This window comes from Paenarthrobacter sp. CC6 (assembly GCF_040560085.1).
Lineage (GTDB): Bacteria > Actinomycetota > Actinomycetes > Actinomycetales > Micrococcaceae > Arthrobacter > Arthrobacter nicotinovorans.
On record NZ_JARDAN010000021.1, the window covers coordinates 1 to 19,229 of the forward strand.

Below are 19,229 nucleotides of genomic sequence, written 5' to 3' on the forward strand. Positions count from 1 at the left end.
GGTGTGGGAGAGTAGGACACCGCCGGACAACCATTAACGAAGAGCCCCAACCACGGTTGGGGCTCTTCCATTTAACACACCAGCCAGGCCCAAACGGGGCTGCAGCCGGATCGCCCGCTGAAACTAGCCGGAGAAGAACTCGGACAATTCCGAGATCAGCTTGTCCGGGGCTTTGTTGGGGCCGTCGTGCCCGAAGCCGGGAAGGATGGTGTAGCTGGACCCGGACAGGACATCGTGGATCTGTCCGCAGGCAACACCGAAGTAGGCGGGGCTCTTTTCACCCACCACGATCAAGGTCTCCAGCGGCAGTGCCAGGAACGGCTCGGCGGGCATGTCGGCCGCAATGACGGCCTTGATTTCGCGGACGCCACAGGTCATGAGCTCCCGCATCTGCTTGCCGACAGGGGTGCCGGCGGCCAGCTTGTTGGCCAGCGTCAGCATCGAGAGCGGCATCCGCGCGAAAGCGCCGCCTGTCTCAACTCCCTTGATGAGGACGGCGAGGGCGCGGTCGTAGTCTCCCGCCGCCGTCGCGCGTTCATAATCGGGCGTCCAGTCGGCTTTGACGCTGTGGTTGACCGACACGGCGGGATCATAGACGGCCAGCCGCTCCACCGGGAGCGTGCGTGCTGCATGCAGCGCCACCGCACCGCCGAAGCTATGGCCGAACACGTCGGTGCTGGACGTGTGCTCCATAACCGTTTGAAGGTCCCGGATATCGGCTTCCAACGTGTAGTCCTCGGCTTGGGGCGATGAGTCGCCCCTGCCACGCCGATTGAACGTGTGGACCGGCCGGCCGAGCGCCTCACTGAGCTTCTGGGCGAAACGCGTGTAATCGGAGGCGGTCACCATGGAGGCAGGAACGACGACTACGCCGGAGCCTGCCGCTGCCAGGTCACCACCTGTGGTGAGGAGTTCGAGGTGTCCGCCGTCGTGGGTCATGATGATGTCGCGCGTCATGTCTTGAGCCTAGCCGAGCCACCCGACAGCCGGCCGCATGGCAACCCCGTATGTGGATACCGAATCAGCTCTTGAAGTACTCCGAGATATCCGAAACCAGTTCATTCACTGCCGCGGGGACTGAGCCATGGAAGCCTTTGGGGGAGACTTCCAACGTGCTCCCTGGGACGGCCCTGTTCAACCTGGCTGCGGCGACTTTGTAGAACTGCGGGCTTTTCTTGCCCACCATGAAATGGGTGTTCGACGGCAGCACAGCGAAGTCCCGGGGCGTGTCAGCGTCCTCGAAGGCGGCCTTCAGCTCGCCGACACCGGAGGGCAGGAGTTCCCGGAAGACCTTGTTCACCTTGGTACGTGAAACCACTGCCATGAGTCCTGCCAGGATGGGCTCGGGTACTCGGGCCAAGGCTGTTCCGGGCTCCATTCCACGCCGCATCCGTGCCATCGCGCGGTTGATGTCGCCCTTGTCCACAGCGTCCGCGAAGCCGGGCAGCCAATCCAGGTCCATGCTTCCATCGATGTTGACGGCGGCATCGTAGACAGCGAGTTTGCCGGGTTCGTGGCCGGTCCCGGCGAAGTCCTGTGCGGCATTCAGCGCGACGGATCCGCCCAGGCTGTGGCCAAGGATGTTCCGTGCACCGGTGGCGTCCATAACGGTGCGGACATCCTCTACTTCCGTCGCCATGGAGTAGTTGTGCGGCTGCCCTGTGGACTTTCCCCGGCCACGACGGTCGTAGACGTCCACGGCCCAGCCGTCACCCAGGCCCTTGGCCAAAGCGATGGAGAACGGCCGGTAGATGAGGGCCGTCAGAAACGCGCCCCCGATCAGCACCACCCTGCGCTCCCCGGGCGCCTCTTCGGCGCCGTAGCTGTACAAGGCGAGCCTGCCGCCGTCGTGTGTCCTGATCCCGCGTTCCTTCACCGGAACATCTTAGGTGGCTTCTGCCTGTCCTACGGGGAGGTGGTTCCCCGAGAGGAACCGGGCCACCCGTGCGGCAAGCCGCCGTCCCGGGCGCAGCGGGCCTTCGTGGAATTGCAGCGGTACCTGCGCGAACGCGATCGCGGGCACCGCGCCGGCCAGCGCCCGGGCGGTTTCGGCGAAGTATGACGGACTCCAGCCGCCGCTGAGCATGAGGGTTGGAGTGGAGATTTTTGTGAAGTCCCCAATGTGCGCGTCAGCGTCAAGGACCGCCCGCATTTCCACGACGGCGGTGGGCAGCAGGGAACGCATCTCCAGTCCCAGCCTGGTTTGGGCGGACAGCACACTCAAAGTCCGCAGGGCCCGCATCGGAAGATAGGAAATCGGGCCGGCCGTTCCCAACCCCTGTACAAGGTGTGCCCAGGCCTGGTCCAATTGGCCCGCGGTGACTGCTTCCTCCAGCTCCGGCCGCCACCGGCTGCTCAGGTTGCCGGACAACGACACCGCGGCGTCGTAGGTGACCAGCCGGTTGATGGTGGTCCGCCGCGCGGCCTGGAGCGCCACGAACCCACCGTAGCTGTGCGCTACGACGTCGGTGGATCCGCTCTTTTCCATGACTGCCTGGAGGTCCGCGATCTCAGTGTCGACGGAATAGCCCGGGGGCTGCGGGGCCGAATGGCCACGGCCGCGGCGGTTGTAGCTGTGGACCGGGCGGCCCAGCATCACGCTGAGGGTACGCGCGAACGGCCAGTACAGGGCATCGGTCACCAGGGTGCCGTGGACAAGCACGACGCCGGCCGTTTCCGCGGGCGCTTTGGAACCGGGGATTGTGGCAGCCGACGCGGGCCTGAAGCTGTGCACCTCAAGGTGCCCGCCGCCGTCGTTCGTTTCAACTGTCCATGTCTCCACCGTCCGAGTCTATGCTTTTCACCGTCGGGCGAAGTCCGGAAATGAAGGTCCGCAATCACCGGTAAACTTAAGGACTGTGACTTCCGCAAACACCCCAGCCCTGAACACCTCCGCAGAGCCCGTCGACGCCAGCGAGCAAATGCGCATCCGCATGGAGAAGCGCGCCAAGCTGATCGAGCGGGGCACAGAGGCTTATCCGGTGGGTGTCGAACGGACCCATTCCCTCGGCGAAATCCGCGAGAAATACGGGCACCTCCAGGCCGACGAGACCACCGGAGACGTCGTAGGCATCACCGGCCGCGTGGTCTTTGTGCGCAACACCGGCAAGCTCTGCTTCGCCACCCTCCAGGAAGGCGGCGTGGACGGCAAGGGCGTGCGCGTGCAGGCCATGCTGAGCCTCGCGAACGTAGGCGAAGAAGCACTGGCCGATTGGAAGGCCCTGGTCGACCTCGGCGACCACGTATTCATCAAGGGAGAGGTCATCTCCTCCCGCCGCGGCGAGCTGTCCGTGATGGCCGATTCCTGGTCCATGGCTTCCAAGGCCCTGCGCCCGCTTCCCGTGCTGCACGCAGAGTTGAACGAAGAAACCCGCGTCCGCCAGCGCTACGTGGACCTCATGGTCCGTGACGAAGCCCGCGAGATGGTTTACAAGCGTGCCGCCATCACCCGTTCGGTCCGCGACACTCTTGACCGCCACGGATACGTGGAGGTGGAAACCCCCATCCTGCAGCTGGTCCACGGCGGCGCCACGGCCCGTCCGTTCGAAACGCACATGAATGCATTCGACCAGAAAATGACCCTCCGCATTGCCACGGAGCTTTTCCTTAAGCGCGCAGTGGTGGGCGGAATTGATCGTGTTTACGACATGGGCAGGGTCTTCCGCAACGAGGGCGTGGACTCCACCCACAGTCCGGAATTCACCACGCTTGAATGCTACGAGGCATGGGCTGACCAGTTCGTCATGGCCGATCGCATGAAGGAAATCATCCTGAATGTGGCAGATGTTGTGGGTACCCGCACCATCCAGACCGAAGCCGGGGAAATAAACCTCGACGGCGAGTGGGCCTGGCTTGCGGTATACCCCGGTATTTCCGAAGCAGTGGGCGTGGAAATTACGCCGGATACCACCGTGGAGGAGTTGTTGGCGATTGCCGCCAAGCACGACGTCAAGGTGGACCCGAAATGGGATGCCGAGAAGATCGTGGTGGAACTCTTCGGCGAAATCGTCGAGCCCACGCTCCTTAACCCGACTTTTGTCTATGACTACCCGCCGTCGGCCCAGCCCCTGGCCCGCCCGCACCGCGAGGATGGCCGCCTGATTGAGGCCTGGGACCTCATTATTGGCGGAATGGAGCGCGGTACTGCATTCTCCGAGTTGATTGACCCTGTTATCCAGCGCGAACGCCTTACGGAGCAATCCCGCAGGTCTGCCGCCGGTGATGAAGAAGCCATGCAGCTGGACGAGGACTTCCTCCGCGCACTCGAATATGGCGCGCCGCCCATGGGTGGAATCGGACTTGGCATCGACCGCCTGGTCATGTTGTTCACCGGTGCCGGAATCCGCGAAACCATTCTTTTCCCCTTGTTGAAACCTGAAGGGCACTGATCATGGAGTACATCGCAGTCCTGGCGCCGTCAGTGGTGGTCGGTTTGATTTTCTGGTTCGCCATGAAGTCGATCTTCAATGCGGACAAATCCGAGCGCCAAGCGGAAGCCCGCGCCCAGGAGGAGGCCAATTTGAGAAATCAGGGTCCGGCTCCGGAAGGTCCAGCGGCTAAATAAGCCCGCAATTGGCTTCCGCTAACGGAGGAATCCAATTGTGCTTTGACGTGCATGCTTGCCGTGACAGATAATCAAGAAAGAAACCCGGGGAATTTCTGATTATCCAACCCTCCGAATGAGAGGCAACTCATGGCACAGAAAGTAAAAATCATCCTCGTCGATGACCTGGATGAAGGGGCCGCGGACGAAACTGTCCGCTTTGGCCTGGACGGCGTGAGCTACGAGATGGACCTGTCCACCGCTAACGCAGCTTCCCTCCGGAAGGCCCTGGAACCATACGTAGCCAAGGCCCGGAAGACTTCCGGTCGTGCAACGCGGGGCCGCGCTACTGCAGCCCGTAACCAGGATTCCGCGCAGATCCGGCAATGGGCCCGTGACAACGGTTACACGGTCAACAGCCGTGGTCGTATTCAGGCAGAAATTCAGGAAGCTTACCAAAAGGCCAATTCCTGATTCATCACTTCAATGCCCCGGCAGATGCTGCCGGGGCATTCGTTGTTTAAGCGGGGTTTGTTTAGGCTCCGGCGAGCCCATGGCTGGGAATATTCTGTGAATCCCCTGCCCGGGTGGAAAGGCTCCTTAGAGCCCATTTTTGATTCACCGCGATTCCAGGGGGCCCGGGTCCGAAAACCCACAGCCCGGGTTCCTCCTGCGGGCAGGGCGGCAGGGTGTCACCGCCGGCGCTTCCGGTCAAGGCTGCCAACTGGATTTATTCCGCAACGACGTCATGTTTCCCCTGTGGCGAACACGCTCCAAAAGTGTTGCCCGGGCACGTAGCATCAAAGTACGTCGTAGCTAGGAGTGTGGCGAAATGTTTGAGAGATTTACGGACCGTGCCCGTCGCGTGGTCGTCCTTGCCCAAGAAGAGGCACGGATGCTCAACCACAATTACATCGGTACCGAGCACATCCTCTTGGGTCTGATCCACGAGGGTGAAGGCGTTGCAGCCAAGGCGCTCGAGTCCCTGAGCATTTCGCTCGATGGCGTTCGCGAGCAGGTGCAGGAGATCATCGGCCAGGGCCAGCAGGCCCCGTCCGGTCACATCCCCTTCACGCCGCGCGCCAAGAAGGTGCTTGAGCTTTCGCTCCGCGAGGCACTGCAGCTCGGCCACAACTACATCGGTACTGAGCACATCCTGCTCGGCCTCATTCGCGAAGGCGAAGGCGTTGCCGCGCAGGTGCTGGTCAAGCTTGGTGCAGACCTCAACCGGGTCCGCCAGCAGGTCATCCAGCTGCTCTCCGGCTACCAGGGCAAGGAGACCGCAGGCAGCGGCTCCGGCCAGGGCCAGCCCGAAGGTACCCCCGCCGGCTCAGTGGTGCTGGACCAGTTCGGCCGCAACCTGACGCAGGCTGCCCGCGAAAACAAGCTCGATCCTGTGATCGGCCGCGAGCAGGAGATGGAACGCGTCATGCAGGTCCTCTCCCGCCGCACCAAGAACAACCCCGTGCTGATCGGTGAGCCGGGCGTCGGCAAGACCGCCGTCGTCGAAGGCCTCGCCCAGGCGATCGTCCGCGGCGATGTCCCGGAGACCATCAAGGACAAGCAGCTCTACACGCTGGACCTTGGCTCACTGGTTGCCGGCTCCCGCTACCGCGGTGACTTCGAAGAGCGCCTGAAGAAGGTCCTCAAGGAAATCCGCACCCGCGGCGACATCATCCTGTTCATCGACGAGATCCACACCCTCGTTGGTGCAGGTGCTGCCGAAGGCGCCATTGATGCTGCGTCCATCCTGAAGCCGATGCTTGCCCGTGGCGAACTCCAGACCATTGGTGCCACCACCCTGGACGAGTACCGTAAGCACATCGAGAAGGACGCCGCTCTTGAGCGCCGCTTCCAGCCGATCCAGGTCAAGGAACCCTCCGTCGCGCACGCGATCGAGATCCTCAAGGGCCTTCGCGACCGTTACGAGGCACACCACCGCGTCACGATCACCGACGGCGCCCTCGCCTCAGCCGCGCAGCTGGCCGAACGCTACATTTCGGACCGCTTCCTGCCGGACAAGGCGATCGACCTCATCGATGAAGCCGGTGCACGCCTGCGCATCCGTCGGATGACGGCTCCGCCGGAGCTCAAGGCCATGGACGAGCGCATTGCCGAAGTGAAGATGGAGAAGGAATCCGCCATCGACGCCCAGGACTTTGAGGGTGCTGCCTCACTGCGCGACAAGGAGCAGAAGCTCATTGCCGAGCGCGCGGAGAAGGAACGCAACTGGAAGTCCGGCGGCATGGACGACATTTCCGAGGTTGACGAAGACCTGATTGCCGAAGTTCTTGCGAACTCCACCGGCATCCCTGTCTTCAAGCTCACCGAGGAAGAGTCCTCTCGACTGCTCAAGATGGAAGACGAACTGCACAAGCGCGTCGTCGGCCAGGATGAGGCCATCAAGGCTCTGTCGCAGGCCATCCGCCGCACCCGTGCAGGCCTGAAGGACCCCAAGCGTCCCGGTGGCTCGTTCATCTTCGCCGGCCCGACCGGCGTCGGAAAGACCGAACTCGCCAAGGCTCTTGCCGAGTTCCTGTTCGGTGAAGAGGACGCCCTCATCACGCTGGACATGTCCGAGTACTCCGAGAAGCACACGGTTTCGCGTCTCTTCGGTGCTCCTCCGGGCTACGTCGGCTACGAAGAAGGCGGCCAGCTCACCGAGAAGGTCCGCAGGCGTCCGTTCTCCGTGGTCCTGTTCGATGAAGTAGAGAAGGCCCACGCGGACCTCTTCAACTCCCTGCTGCAGATTCTGGAAGACGGCCGCTTGACCGACTCCCAGGGCCGCGTGGTGGACTTCAAGAACACCGTGATCATCATGACCACCAACCTTGGTACCCGCGACATCTCCAAGAGCGTGGCCACGGGCTTCCAGTCCGGCACGGACACCCAGACGGGCTACAACCGGATGCGTGCCCGGGTCACGGAAGAGCTCAAGCAGCACTTCCGCCCCGAGTTCCTCAACCGCGTTGACGACGTCGTGGTGTTCCCGCAGCTGACCCAGGACGAGATCATCGAGATCGTGGACCTGTTCGTCACCCGCCTGGAGCGCCGCCTCAAGGACAAGGACATGGGCATCGAGCTCACGCCCGCAGCCAAGGTACTTTTGGCCACGCGTGGTTACGATCCCGCCATGGGTGCCCGACCGCTGCGCCGGACCATCCAGCGCGAGATCGAGGACCAGCTGTCCGAGAAGATCCTGTTCGGTGAGATCCACTCCGGCGACATCGTCGTGGTGGATGTGGATGGCGAAGGTGACGACGCCAAGTTCACGTTCGAAGGGAACGCCAAGCCGCGCATCCCGGAGATCGCTCCCACCGCGTAAGGCACATAGCCTCACAGCACAAAGCCCCGCCCGCTCCGCAAGGAGCAGGCGGGGCTTTGTGCAATCCGAGAAAGGAATTCATGCGCGTTTTGATGGTGGCTCCGGGCACGCGGGGTGACGTTGCCCCCATGGCCGGGCTAGGTAACCGCTTGCAGGGCCTGGGCTTCGAGGTTGCGATTGCGGCCAACCCTGCCTATGCGCCTTTGGTGGTGGATTCGGGGTGCGAATTCAGGCTCCTGCCCGGTGACCTGGCGGCTTTGATCAGCCACCCGGCCCCGGGTGCAAAGGCCCCGGGTGCAAATACCCCGGGTGCAAAGGCCCAGGGTGCAAGCGTGCTCGATTTCTGGAGAAACCTCCGGGAGTACATGGACGATGCCGCCACCGGCACTCTCGCGGCGGCCGAGGCTGGGGCCGACGTGATTCTGGCCAATTCGGTGGCGCCCTACGCGTATGACGTTGCGGAGGCATTCGGCATTCCCGCCCTCGGGGCACACCTGCAGCCGACCGAACCAAGCGCCGCCTATCCGCCTGTGCTGATGAACTCGGCACGCAGTCTTGGTTCGCTGGGGAACAGGATCATTGGTGAGCGCGCATCCGCTGGCCCGGCGCCCTATGACGCCCCCAGCGCCCGCCTTCGAAAGGCGCTGGGGCTGAAAAAGGAAAGCCGTGCGGCCGGAGAGCGGAGGCGGAGGAAGGCGTCGGCCACTGTCCTGCACGGCGTCAGCCCGACCGTTCTCCCGAGGCCCGCCGATTGGCATCCCGGCTTGGTGATGGCCGGATACTGGTGGCCCGCCGTCAAACAGGATTGGCAACCGCCTGCTGGCCTGGTGGATTTCCTGGCCGACGGTCCGCCGCCTGTTTTCGTGGGCTTTGGCAGCAGTGCGCACATTGACCCGGAGTTCATCCTCGAAGCCACGCGCCGCGCCGGGGTGAGGGCTGTGGTGCAGGGCGTGGAGGATTCCCTGGGTCCGGACGCGATCGGCATCGGAAGTGTTCCGCATGAGTGGTTGTTCCCGCGCATGGCTGCCGTGGTTCATCACGCAGGGGCGGGAACCACCGCCGCCGGCTTGCGTGCCGGTATGCCGACCGTGGGCGTGCCCGTTTACACGGACCAGCCTCTCTGGGCTTCCCGGGTGGCCGCCCTCGGTGCCGGACCCGGGCCAATCCCGTACAAGAAGCTCACTGCAGAACGGCTCGGAGAGGCCATCAATCTAGCCGTGAACACCCCGTCGTATGCACAGCGGGCGGAGGAACTCGCGGCGCGCATAGCTACCGAAGATGGAACCGTCGCAGTAGTCGAGGCTTTGCGGCGCCTCTGAGACCTTGGGGAATATCTGAAAGTACTGTTTCACTCTGAGTGAAAACATGTGTGATCAGGAGCACATTTCGTGTTGAATCAGAGCATGGACTCTGCTGACACTCATGCCTCGGGCGAACAGCCCGAAACACCGTTCCACGATCTGGACCACTACCTCTCCATTCCACGGGTTGCCGGCCTCACCCTAAGCCCGGACGGCAAGCGCCTTGTCACCACCGTGACGACGCTGAACGGCAAGGCGACAGAATTCGCTACGGCCCTCTGGGAGCTCGACCCCAGCGGCCGGAACCACGCACGCCGCATCACCCGAAGCGCCAAAGGTGAGGCCGGCGCCGTCTTCGCCGCCAATGGCGACCTGTACTTCACCTCGGCGCGCCCGGATCCGGAAAGCCCGGACGCCGACCCCGTCAACGCACTATGGCTGCTCCCCGCGGACGGAGGAGAAGCCCGCGTGGTGCACTCCCGGGCCGGCGGGATCAGTTCCGTCATGGCCGCGAAGGACGCAGACGCGACCTTCGTCAATGCCGAGGTCCTGGCCGGTTCCACGGACGAGGACAACGACGAAGAACGCCGCAAGGCCCGCAAGGATAAAAAAGTTTCCGCCATTCTGCACACGGGCTACCCCGTACGCTACTGGGATGCCGACCTCGGTCCCGCAGAGCCGCGGCTCTTCGCTGTGGAGCCGGGCGAGGCGAAGGAGCCCGGCAAACCTTCCACCGTGGATGCCAGCGCGCCGCTCACGCTTCGCAACTTGACGCCCGGCGTCGGCGGTTCGCTGCGCGAGGCCAAAACCGTGGTGAGTCCCGACGGCAAGACCATCTACACAAGCATGACCAAAGCGCTTGCGAAAGCAGACAGCCGCGAGGTGCTCGCCGCCGTCGACGTCGCCACGGGCGCCATCAAGGTGCTGCTGGACCATGAGGGCATGAGCTACTTCCCTGGGCCGGTCGGCCCGGACAACCGCACGCTGGTGGTGGAGAGCGAAAGCGACACGACGCCCACGCAGGCGCCCCAGGTAAAGCTTCACCTGCTGAACGTTGCGGGCGGAGAAACCACTGATCTGGAGCCCCTCGCCCACCAGTGGGACCGATGGGCAACTGCGCTCGCCTGGCTGCCGGACGGCTCTGCCATCCTTGCCAAAGCGGACGACGACGGCGCGTCGCCGATTTTCAGGATCAACGTCGCCGACGGTGGCGTTACCCAGGTGACGAAGGACGGTGCGGCGTACACCGACGTCGTGGTGTCACCCGACGGAACCACAGCGTATGCGTTGCGCAGCTCGTACGGGTTCCCGCCCGAGGCCGTGCGGATCGACCTCGCCACCGGAGAGGTGGTCCGGCTGCCGGCGCCGGCGGAACGTCCCGCCTACAAGGGCAGGCTGGAGCGTGTGGAGACGACGGCGGAAGACGGCTCACGCGTGCCCGCTTATCTGGCGCTCCCGGACAAGGCCTCCGCAGACAGCCCCGCACCGCTGCTCCTGTGGATCCATGGTGGCCCCCTGGGCTCGTGGAATGCCTGGACCTGGCGCTGGAACCCGTGGCTGTTGGTTGCCAAGGGCTACGCCGTCCTGCTGCCGGATCCCGCCCTGTCCACGGGCTACGGGCAGGAATTCATCCAGCGCGGCTGGGGTGAATGGGGAAAGAAGCCCTTCACGGACCTGATGGCCATCACTGACGCAGTGGTGGCCAGGCAGGACATTGACGAAACAAGGACTGCGGCCATGGGTGGCTCGTTCGGCGGCTACATGGCCAACTGGGTGGCCGGCCAGACGGATCGGTTCAAGGCGATCGTCACCCACGCCAGCCTGTGGGCGCTGGACCAGTTCGGTCCCACCACCGATGCGGCCCAGTACTGGCTGAAGGAAATGACCGTGGAGATGGCCATGGCCAATTCCCCGCACCTGAACGTGGGCAACATCAAAACGCCCATGCTGGTGATCCATGGAGACAAGGATTACCGGGTGCCGATCGGTGAAGGCCTGCGTCTTTGGTACGAGCTCCTGTCCTCCTCCCAGCTGCCCGCTGATGAGAATGGCCAGAGCCCGCACCGCTTCCTGTACTTCCCGGACGAAAACCACTGGGTGCTGCAGCCGCAGCACGCGAAGGTCTGGTACGGCGTGGTGGAACACTTCCTGGCCAAGCAGGTGCTGGGTGAGGACGTTGCGCCGCCGGAGGAGCTGGGAGTCTGATGCAGGCCGGCAGCTTGGCGGATCAGCTTCCGCACAACCGCCGGATGCCGGGGGCATAGGCGTCGGGAATCTCCAGTATTCCGCCGTGCTGCCAGATGCGCTTGCGGTCGTGGCCTGGCGTTGGATGAACTTTGCGAACTGGAAGCCGATTCCGTGCGTAAGAGGATTGCTGTCGTACCAACTCTTAGGCCAATAAGTCTCGGCACAGGACCGCGGCGCCCACGTTTGTGGTCACGAAGCCCCCACTTCCGCGCACCTCGTTAGGATGGGGGAGTGAATTCGTCCTTCAGCCTTCGCCCTGCCCGCACCAGCGATGTGGCAGCCATCAAGAGGTTGGTGGCACCCTTGGCCGAGGAGCGGATCCTGATGGCCAAGGAGACTGTGGCTTACTACGAGAGTCTCCAGGAATTCCGGATTGCCGAGTCCGATGCCGGCGAGGTCATCGGCTGCGGAGCCCTGCACGTGATGTGGGAGGATCTGGCAGAGATCCGCACTCTGGCCGCAGCTGACTCCTGGCGTGGCCGCGGCGTGGGTCATGTGCTGGTGGAGAACCTGCTGGAAGAGGCGAAGGCGCTGGGTGTCAGCCGGGTGTTCTGCCTGACCTTTGAAGTGGAATTCTTCAAGCGCCATGGATTCGAAGTCATGGCGGACCAGTCGGCCGTTGACCCGCAGGTCTACTCCGAGCTGCTGCGCTCGCATGACGAAGGTGTGGCAGAATTCCTGGACCTCGCCCGGGTCAAGCCCAATACCCTGGGTAACACCCGCATGATCAAGCAGCTTTAGGACGTACGCGGCACTTCCCGAAAAAATCCAGGCGAAAAGATCCACAAAAAAAGTCCACGCAACTTAGCGTGCAATCAACCCTGCCCGATTATGGGTGATTTATTAACTCTTCTCATATATCCAGTTGATGGATAAACTGGTCAAGGCTTGCTGGGGAAGCTTCCACCACTCGGTCAATTTGAGAGAAGATCATGCAGTCCCACGCGTCCTTTTCAGATGTTTCAGAACTCCAACTCAGCGTGCGCGGTCCAGTGTTCACGCCTGCCGATCCCGGCTTCGCCGCAGAGGTAGCGGCCTTTAATTTGTCCACCCAGCACCAACCGGATCTTGCCTTCGGCGCCCTCGACGCAGAGGACGTTGCGGCGGCGGTCCGTTGGGCTGCAGAACGCAGGATGCCCGTTTCCGTACAGTCCACCGGGCACGGCGCAACCAATGCCATTGAAGGCGGGCTGCTGATCAGCACCCGCCGCATGCTGGAACTCAGTATCGATCCCATCGAGAAGACGGCCCGCGTGGGTGCGGGCGTCCGCTGGAGGGCGGTGGTGGACCACGCCGCGACCTTCGGATTGATGGGACTCTGCGGTTCCACCACCGACGTCGGCGTGGTGGGTTACACGCTGGGCGGCGGCTTGCCGATCCTCGGCCGCAAGTACGGTTTCGCCTCGGACCACGTCATTGCCTTTGAGCTCGTCACCGCCGATGGCACCCAGCGCAGGGTGACCAAGGACGAGAACTCCGAACTCTTCTACCTCTTGCGCGGAGGCAAGGGGAATCTCGGCATCGTCACTGCCATGGAATTCCATTTGTTCCCAAGTTCGGACCTCTTTGCCGGCGGCCTCTACTACGACGGCGCCCATGCAGCCGCCGTCTTGCAGCAGTTCAGCGAATGGGTACCGGAGCTGCCACCGGAAGCATCGGCGTCGTTGGCGTTCCTGCGGCTGCCGGATATGGACATCGTCCCCGAGCCCCTGCGCGGCAAGTTCGTCGTGCACCTTCGCTACGCCTACCAAGGCGATGCCGCTGTGGCCACGCAGCTCCTGGAGCCAATGCGCAAGAGCGCTCCGTTCATGATGGACGGAACGGGCCCCCTGGAATCCACCCAAATGGACATGGTCCATCAGGATCCGGAGCAGCCAGTGCCCGTGCGGGAACGGGGCTTCCTGCTGGACCGCCTGGACCAGGGCGCCAAGGATGCCATCCTGCGGCACTTCGGTCCCGACGTCCCAAGCCCCGTGCTGATGGCCGAAATCCGGCTCCTGGGTGGGGCTTTGGCTGTCTGCGCTGACGGGGAAGACATGGTGGGAGCCCGCGACGCCGCGTTCAGTTTCTTCATGGCGGGCATGGCTGTCCCGCCTTTGGCGGAGCTGCTTCCGGGCGTGTTCGACGCCGTTCGCGAGGACCTGCGCGACGCCTCCAGCGGCGGGACGTTCGTCAACCTGCACGGACACTTCGTGGACGCCGAGGACCGGGAGCGTCCGTGGGGACCAAGCGTCCGTGAGCGCCTCCGCAAGGCCAAGGCCGAATTGGATCCGCACAACATGTTCAGCTTTGGGCACGTCGTAGGGCTGCCGGTCATCGACCAGACCGTCCTGCTGGAAGACGTTGCCACCGGCGGCGACGCCGTTCTGAACAGCTGAAGGGGATGCGGACAATGGACCATAGGGTCACGTTCCCGGATTTCTCCGCCTTCCAGATCGACCTCCCCCACGGGCCGTGGCCGCATGAAGTCCACTGGACCGGCGACAGGAATTCGGACCCGGACCTCTACTCGGCGTTCTGGCCCGAGTTCAATCCCAGGCCGGAGGCGGACGGAGTGACGGCTCCGCCCACCAAGGACTAGGGGCTCGTCATCGACAGCGGCAGGGACAGCTATCAGGGCTGTTCCTGCCGCTATTTAAGTACTGTTTCCCACCCGGTAAGGCCTACCGGGGCCCCGGTTGCCGGTAGTAGGGTCAGAGCACCAGCCACAGCACGCCAGGAGCATCCAATGAAAAAGCTCATCAATGATCCACGCGCCGTGGTGGACGAGTCCGTTGACGGGTTCGGCATGGCGCATGCCGACATCGTGGACGTCCACCCCGACCCCAAGTTCGTCGTCCGGAAAGGTGCACCGGTTGCGGGCAAAGTTGCCCTCGTCTCCGGCGGTGGCAGCGGCCACGAGCCCCTCCACGCAGGCTTCGTCGGACTCGGCATGCTCGACGCCGCTGTCCCCGGCGCTGTCTTCACCTCACCAACACCGGACCAGATCATTCCGGCGACTGTCGCCGTCGACTCGGGTGCCGGCGTCGTACACATCGTGAAGAACTACACCGGCGACGTCCTGAACTTTGAAACCGCAGCCGAAATGGCCCAGGCCGAAGGTGTGCGCGTCCGGTCGGTGCTGGTCAACGACGACGTTGCCGTGGAGGACTCGCTGTACACGGCCGGGCGCCGCGGTGTTGGCGGAACCGTCCTGGTGGAGAAGATCGCGGGAGCTTCCGCGCAACGCGGAGACGACCTCGACGCCGTGACGGCCATCGCCGAGAGGGTAGTTGCCAACGTCCGTACCATGGGCGTCGCCCTGTCCGGTTGCACGGTGCCCCACGCGGGAACGCCGAGCTTCGAACTGGCCGATGACGAGATCGAGATCGGCATCGGCATCCACGGGGAGCCCGGCCGGCACAGGATCGCCATGGAAAGCGCCGACGCCATCACGGACCGCTTGCTTGAACCTGTGTTGGAGGACCTTTCCCTGGCCTCCGGCGACAAGGTGTTGTTGTTCGTCAACGGCATGGGCGGGACGCCGCTGAGTGAGTTGTACATCGTCTACCGGCGGGCGGCGCACGTCCTCGCCGAGCGTGGTGCCACCGTGGAGCGCTCCTTGGTGGGCAACTATGTGACGTCCCTGGAAATGCAGGGCTGTTCCGTCTCGGTGCTGCGCCTTGACGATGAAATGACCAGGCTCTGGGACGCCCCTGTTCATACCGCCGCCCTGCGATGGGGAGCCTGAGCATGGGCCTTGACGTCAAATGGGCGCAGGAATGGTTGAGGCTGTCCGCGAAAGCGATGGCGGAGCACAGGGTGGAGCTGATTGAGCTGGACCGGCCCATTGGCGACTCCGACCACGGCGAAAACATGGACCGCGGCTTCCAGGCCGTGCTGCAGAAGCTCGATGAAAGCCCGCCAGAAACCGCCGGAGCTGCGTTGAAGGCTGCGGCCATGGCTCTCATGTCCAAGGTGGGCGGTGCTGCCGGCCCGCTCTATGGCACCGCGTACCTGCGTGCGGCCACCTCGCTGGGTGAGGCCACCGACGTCGATCCCGACGCGCTCGCAGCGGCCCTCATCGCTGCGCGGGATGGCATCGTGGCACGCGGCAAGGCAGAAGTTGGCGACAAGACAATGATCGATGCCTGGACTCCTGCCGTGGAGGCAGCAAGTAAGGCTGCGGCCAGCGGCCTGGAAGCATTGGCTGTGCTGGAAGCTGCCGCGGACGCAGCGGAGGCCGGGGCCAAGGCAACGGACCCTCTGGTGGCGCGTAAAGGCCGGGCAAGCTACCTGGGCGACCGCAGTGCCGGTCATCGTGATCCCGGCGCGGCGTCAACCGCGCTGCTGCTGCGGGCAGCCGCTGAAGCGGCGGCCGGTCCAGTCGACGGCGCGGGAGCAGGCGACGGATGACGGTTGGGATCGTGGTTGTTTCGCACAGCAGCAAGATCGCTGAAGGGGCCGTTGAACTCGCCGCCCAGATGGCGCCCGACGTCGAGCTCGTCGCCGCCGGGGGCACTGACGACGACCGGATCGGGACCAGCCTGGAGAAGGTGCTGGCCGCCGTCGAACAGTCCCTGGTGGATTCCGGTGGTGACGGTGTGGTGGTGCTGACGGACCTCGGCTCGGCGGTAATGACGGCTGAGTCGGCAATGGAGTTCGCCAGCAATCCGGACGCCGTCCAGCTGGCGGATGCGCCGCTGGTGGAAGGGCTCGTGGCGGCTGCAGTCGCTGCGCAAGGAGGTGCCGGCGTCGACGATGTGCGCAAGGCCGCCGAGGCGGTCAGCTTTGGCGACGGGGCTGAGCCGGACCGGCGCGACGGGCCGGCCGAAGCCAGCGGCCTGGGCGACCCGGATGCAACCGGCGACTTCGAACTCATCAACCCCCTGGGAATGCACGCGCGTCCGGCGGCAAAGATTGCAGGCGGACTGTCCGGGCTGGACGCGGAGGTGACGGTGAACGGCGCTGACGGCATGTCCATCATGGCGCTCATGGCGCTCGCCGCGGGGCAGGGCTCCAGCCTCCACGTAGAAGCCCGGGGGAAGGATGCTTCGAAGGCCGTCGAGTACGTGGGCCGCCTGGTGAAAGAGGGCTTCGGTGAGCTTTAGTTTGCGCGGATTTTCCGCCAAATATTGCTAAGTATGCTGATTAGTGATGTTGTAGAGGTACAAGGTTCCTACGACGAAAGAGGTGCGACATGGGTGCAGACGACAAGATGGAAAATGCCGGCGAGAAGCTCGGCGGCAAGGCCAAGGAAGCTGCCGGCAAGCTGACTGACGACAAGGGCCTCGAAGCTGAAGGCAAAGGCGACCAGGTCAAGGCAGACCTCAAGGGTGCCGGCGAAAAGGTGAAAGACGCCTTCAAGAAGGACTAGGAATGTGGACGGGGCCGCTGCTGTTGCAGCGGCCCCGTCTTGTTGTGCGAGATACTGCTCCGGCAGTGAGCTGACTTGATGGAGGATCTTCGTGAACATACTGGTAAAGCTGTTTGGACTCGCCGTGAGCCTGGGCGCCGGCGCGCTCGCCAACAAGACGCTGGAAGGCCTCTGGGAGAAGAAAACGGGCAAGCCCGCCCCCAAGGACGGCACGGACCTCAATGACTCTTTGCCTGGTGTCCTGGTGTTCGCCATTGTGTCCGCCGGCGTTGGCGCAGTTGTCCACGTCCTCACCCAACGGGGCACGAAGAGTGCCCTGGCCCGCATGAAAAAGACAGCTGACGAGGTTTAACCATGGCTATAGCTAAATTCCCGAGTGTTGTCATCGATTGTCCCGATGCGGCCGCACTGGCTGCCTTCTACGCCGAACTCTTCGGCTGGGAAGTCGAGGACAAGGGTGACTGGTTCGATATCCGGCCAAGTGACGGCAGCAACTGCATCTCTTTCCAGCAGGTGGACGTGTACCAGGCTCCCGTGTGGCCCGGCCAGACCATCCCGCAGCAAATGCACCTGGACATGATTGTGGAGGACCTGGACAAGGGCGAGGAAGTTGCACTCTCCCTCGGTGCCAGCAAGGCGGATCACCAGCCAGGGGAAACATTCCGGGTGCTCCTTGACCCGGCCGGACACCCGTTCTGCCTCTGCCTTAGCTAACCCTGCCGGGCCGCCCACTGCTCTACCCGGCGGTTGCTCTCCTCCTCGGAGAGGTCCTCAACACGGGTCATGATGGACCAGCGAACGCCGAAGGGGTCCCGGATGCTGGCGTACCGGTCACCTGAAACAAAGGTGGCCAGCGGTTCCCGGACGGTTGCGCCCGCTTGCTCGGCCTTCCTGACCAGGCCGTCCGCGTCGGCGCAGTACAGGCCCAGGGAGTAGCAATCGTCCTCGCCATCCGGAGCCGGTACCAAGTGGTAGTCGGGGTTTGGCTCGCCGAGTTGGAGATGGCCGTGGCCGAAGTCCAACTCCGCGTGGACAACAACACCACCCATCTCCGTCTCGCCCACCACACGGGCTCCGAAGACATCGCGATAGAACCGTATGGCTTCCCTCGCGTTGGTTACGGCCAGGAACGGCGTGAGGCTGGTCAGGCCGTTGGGTACGCCATGGGTGGTGTACTGGCCGTTGGCTGCAGTGGTTGATTCTGTGCTTGTTGTGTCGGTCATGGCTACGACGCTACGCGCCGGCCGGGCAGCGACGCTTGCAGATTCGCGACAGCTTCACGTGTGGGGGCCGGCAGGACGGAACCGACGATCGATACGCGCGGACCTAGGGGGAACAGTGATGAACGATCCAAGGCAATCAGCTCGGAATCTTCTTGAACTGGATATCGTGACGATTGAGCGGTTATGGATCCGGTATTGGGCAGAAGGTGGAAGCGCCGACCTCCTGGAGCTGGATGCCTACGTGCATGAAGCCCTCAGGCCCCCCGCCTTCGAGCTCACTCTTCTTGGATGGGCCACGGAGAGGCTGCAGGGCGGCTGAGGACGCCGTTCACGGCGGGTCCAGTCCTGGCTATGGTCGGCGGCCGGCAACGCCGTTGACAAGGGCCCGGGCCAATTCATGCAGTTTTTGGTTCCGGTCGTTGGAAGCCTTCTTCAGGATCTGGAATGCTTCATCCGGGGTGCACCTGTTCTGCGAAATAATCACGCCGCAGGCAGTGTCGATGACCGACCGGGTTTCCATGGCGGCGTCAAGGTTCTCCGCTGTTTCGTTCAGGGTGGTTATCCGGATTGCTACCCGCAAGGCCTTGCCTGCGATTCCCGCGAAGGTCAGCGTGTCAGCAACGGCCTCGCGGGTAAATGTTCCGGGCTTGGGAGCAAAGAAGTTCAGGACAGCGGCAGAGTCATGCTCCAGCTCCATCGGCACGCCAAGAGTGCTCCGCATTCCGACGGCGGCCAGCTCCTGGCAGTATTTGTCCCACTGCGGCGAGGACAACGCGTCATCGAGAAGGACGGGGCGCCCGCTCTCCAGGGCGTCGATGCAGGGACCTTGCTCCAGCGACTGCTCGATCCGGTCCAGCAGCATCGCCTGTTCGCTGCTGCCTCCAATCGTCGCAGTACGTTTGCGTCGGCCCAACGTCACCGCACACTCAATTGCTGTTCCTGTGGACCGGGACGCTACCGCCGCGCCCAGTTCGGTAAGCCCGTTCAGGAACGCCCTGATGTCTTCCGCACTGGCAATCAGATCAGCCAGCTTGTTGGCGTCATCCGACCAGTCCTCCGCGGCCCCGGAACGCACAAACACCACCCGCCCTTCGCAAACAAGAACAAAGCACCAGGGGCCTCCCTGCTGAAGCCCGGGACACTCCGGTGCGGGAGAGTCGTGGGATGCAAAGCACCCAGGCCGCCGCTTGGTACCAAAGTTCCGGCAATAATCTAGCAGCAATTCCGGTCTTGA

Annotated in this window: 21 protein-coding genes; 16 read left to right on the forward strand and 5 right to left on the reverse strand. The window is 63.6% G+C overall.

Features of this window, described 5'->3' with window-relative positions; translation table 11 throughout:
- Positions 1-123: 123 nt before the first annotated feature.
- The 3 genes from PV760_RS17960 to PV760_RS17970 all read right to left on the reverse strand — a co-directional run bounded on the left by PV760_RS17960 (position 124) and on the right by PV760_RS17970 (position 2,782).
- Complete coding sequence (locus PV760_RS17960; protein WP_018780095.1) at positions 124-957, reverse strand: alpha/beta fold hydrolase; 834 nt, start codon at positions 955-957, stop codon at positions 124-126.
- Between the two features lie 64 nt (positions 958-1,021).
- On the reverse strand, positions 1,022-1,876 hold the full coding sequence (locus PV760_RS17965; RefSeq protein WP_018780096.1) for an alpha/beta fold hydrolase: 855 nt from the start codon (positions 1,874-1,876) through the stop codon (positions 1,022-1,024).
- Positions 1,877-1,885: 9 nt separating this feature from the next.
- A complete protein-coding gene (locus PV760_RS17970) occupies positions 1,886-2,782 on the reverse strand; it encodes an alpha/beta fold hydrolase (RefSeq protein WP_018780097.1) in 897 nt (298 codons plus the stop codon).
- Positions 2,783-2,858: 76 nt separating this feature from the next.
- Here PV760_RS17970 and lysS point away from each other — a divergent pair, with 76 nt between their 5' ends.
- From lysS to PV760_RS18045, 15 genes are all read left to right on the forward strand, one after another.
- Positions 2,859-4,388 carry a lysine--tRNA ligase gene (gene lysS / locus PV760_RS17975; RefSeq protein ID WP_039239172.1) on the forward strand — a complete coding sequence of 510 codons (1,530 nt, stop codon included), beginning with the start codon at positions 2,859-2,861 and terminating at the stop codon, positions 4,386-4,388.
- A gap of 2 nt (positions 4,389-4,390) precedes the next feature.
- Entirely contained in the window at positions 4,391-4,564 is a 174-nt protein-coding gene (locus PV760_RS17980) for a hypothetical protein (protein ID WP_018780099.1), read from the forward strand.
- Positions 4,565-4,693: 129 nt separating this feature from the next.
- The gene (locus PV760_RS17985) at positions 4,694-5,017 is read left to right on the forward strand and encodes a histone-like nucleoid-structuring protein Lsr2 (RefSeq protein ID WP_018780100.1); all 324 of its coding nucleotides are present in this window, start codon (positions 4,694-4,696) and stop codon (positions 5,015-5,017) included.
- A gap of 358 nt (positions 5,018-5,375) precedes the next feature.
- Positions 5,376-7,868, forward strand: a complete 2,493-nt coding sequence (locus PV760_RS17990) for an ATP-dependent Clp protease ATP-binding subunit (protein WP_018780101.1) — start codon at positions 5,376-5,378, stop codon at positions 7,866-7,868.
- Positions 7,869-7,948: 80 nt separating this feature from the next.
- The gene (locus tag PV760_RS17995) at positions 7,949-9,187 is read left to right on the forward strand and encodes a glycosyltransferase (protein ID WP_354628375.1); all 1,239 of its coding nucleotides are present in this window, start codon (positions 7,949-7,951) and stop codon (positions 9,185-9,187) included.
- A gap of 84 nt (positions 9,188-9,271) precedes the next feature.
- Positions 9,272-11,374 (forward strand): S9 family peptidase, encoded by a 2,103-nt coding sequence (locus PV760_RS18000; protein ID WP_354628402.1) that lies wholly within the window; start codon positions 9,272-9,274, stop codon positions 11,372-11,374.
- A 273-nt stretch (positions 11,375-11,647) separates the two neighbouring features.
- Positions 11,648-12,157: an amino-acid N-acetyltransferase gene (locus PV760_RS18005; RefSeq protein ID WP_055973749.1), complete on the forward strand. Its 510-nt coding sequence runs from the start codon at positions 11,648-11,650 to the stop codon at positions 12,155-12,157.
- A 191-nt stretch (positions 12,158-12,348) separates the two neighbouring features.
- Positions 12,349-13,794, forward strand: a complete 1,446-nt coding sequence (locus PV760_RS18010) for an FAD-binding oxidoreductase (protein WP_018780105.1) — start codon at positions 12,349-12,351, stop codon at positions 13,792-13,794.
- A 14-nt stretch (positions 13,795-13,808) separates the two neighbouring features.
- Positions 13,809-13,997, forward strand: coding sequence for a hypothetical protein (locus tag PV760_RS18015; RefSeq protein ID WP_018780106.1), 189 nt, complete (start codon positions 13,809-13,811; stop codon positions 13,995-13,997).
- 147 nt (positions 13,998-14,144) lie between these two features.
- Positions 14,145-15,146, forward strand: a complete 1,002-nt coding sequence (gene dhaK, locus PV760_RS18020) for a dihydroxyacetone kinase subunit DhaK (RefSeq protein WP_018780107.1) — start codon at positions 14,145-14,147, stop codon at positions 15,144-15,146.
- A 2-nt stretch (positions 15,147-15,148) separates the two neighbouring features.
- A complete protein-coding gene (gene dhaL, locus PV760_RS18025; protein ID WP_039239179.1) occupies positions 15,149-15,811 on the forward strand; it encodes a dihydroxyacetone kinase subunit DhaL in 663 nt (220 codons plus the stop codon).
- Positions 15,808-16,506, forward strand: a complete 699-nt coding sequence (gene dhaM, locus PV760_RS18030; RefSeq protein ID WP_354628376.1) for a dihydroxyacetone kinase phosphoryl donor subunit DhaM — start codon at positions 15,808-15,810, stop codon at positions 16,504-16,506. Before dhaL ends, dhaM begins: the two co-directional genes overlap by 4 nt.
- An 89-nt stretch (positions 16,507-16,595) precedes the next feature.
- Entirely contained in the window at positions 16,596-16,772 is a 177-nt protein-coding gene (locus PV760_RS18035; protein WP_018780110.1) for a CsbD family protein, read from the forward strand.
- Positions 16,773-16,863: 91 nt separating this feature from the next.
- Positions 16,864-17,124: a DUF4235 domain-containing protein gene (locus tag PV760_RS18040; RefSeq protein ID WP_018780111.1), complete on the forward strand. Its 261-nt coding sequence runs from the start codon at positions 16,864-16,866 to the stop codon at positions 17,122-17,124.
- A gap of 2 nt (positions 17,125-17,126) precedes the next feature.
- Positions 17,127-17,486, forward strand: coding sequence for a VOC family protein (locus PV760_RS18045; protein WP_039239183.1), 360 nt, complete (start codon positions 17,127-17,129; stop codon positions 17,484-17,486).
- On the opposite strand, the gene PV760_RS18050 is transcribed toward PV760_RS18045, so the two are convergent.
- Entirely contained in the window at positions 17,483-17,995 is a 513-nt protein-coding gene (locus tag PV760_RS18050) for a VOC family protein (protein WP_018780113.1), read from the reverse strand. The two genes, PV760_RS18045 and PV760_RS18050, sit on opposite strands and share 4 nt — an antisense overlap.
- Before the next feature lie 166 nt (positions 17,996-18,161).
- Here PV760_RS18050 and PV760_RS18055 point away from each other — a divergent pair, with 166 nt between their 5' ends.
- Positions 18,162-18,314, forward strand: coding sequence for a hypothetical protein (locus PV760_RS18055; RefSeq protein WP_229778644.1), 153 nt, complete (start codon positions 18,162-18,164; stop codon positions 18,312-18,314).
- Positions 18,315-18,344: 30 nt separating this feature from the next.
- On the opposite strand, the gene PV760_RS18060 is transcribed toward PV760_RS18055, so the two are convergent.
- Positions 18,345-19,076, reverse strand: coding sequence for a GAF and ANTAR domain-containing protein (locus tag PV760_RS18060; RefSeq protein WP_354628377.1), 732 nt, complete (start codon positions 19,074-19,076; stop codon positions 18,345-18,347).
- Positions 19,077-19,229 lie beyond the last annotated feature (153 nt).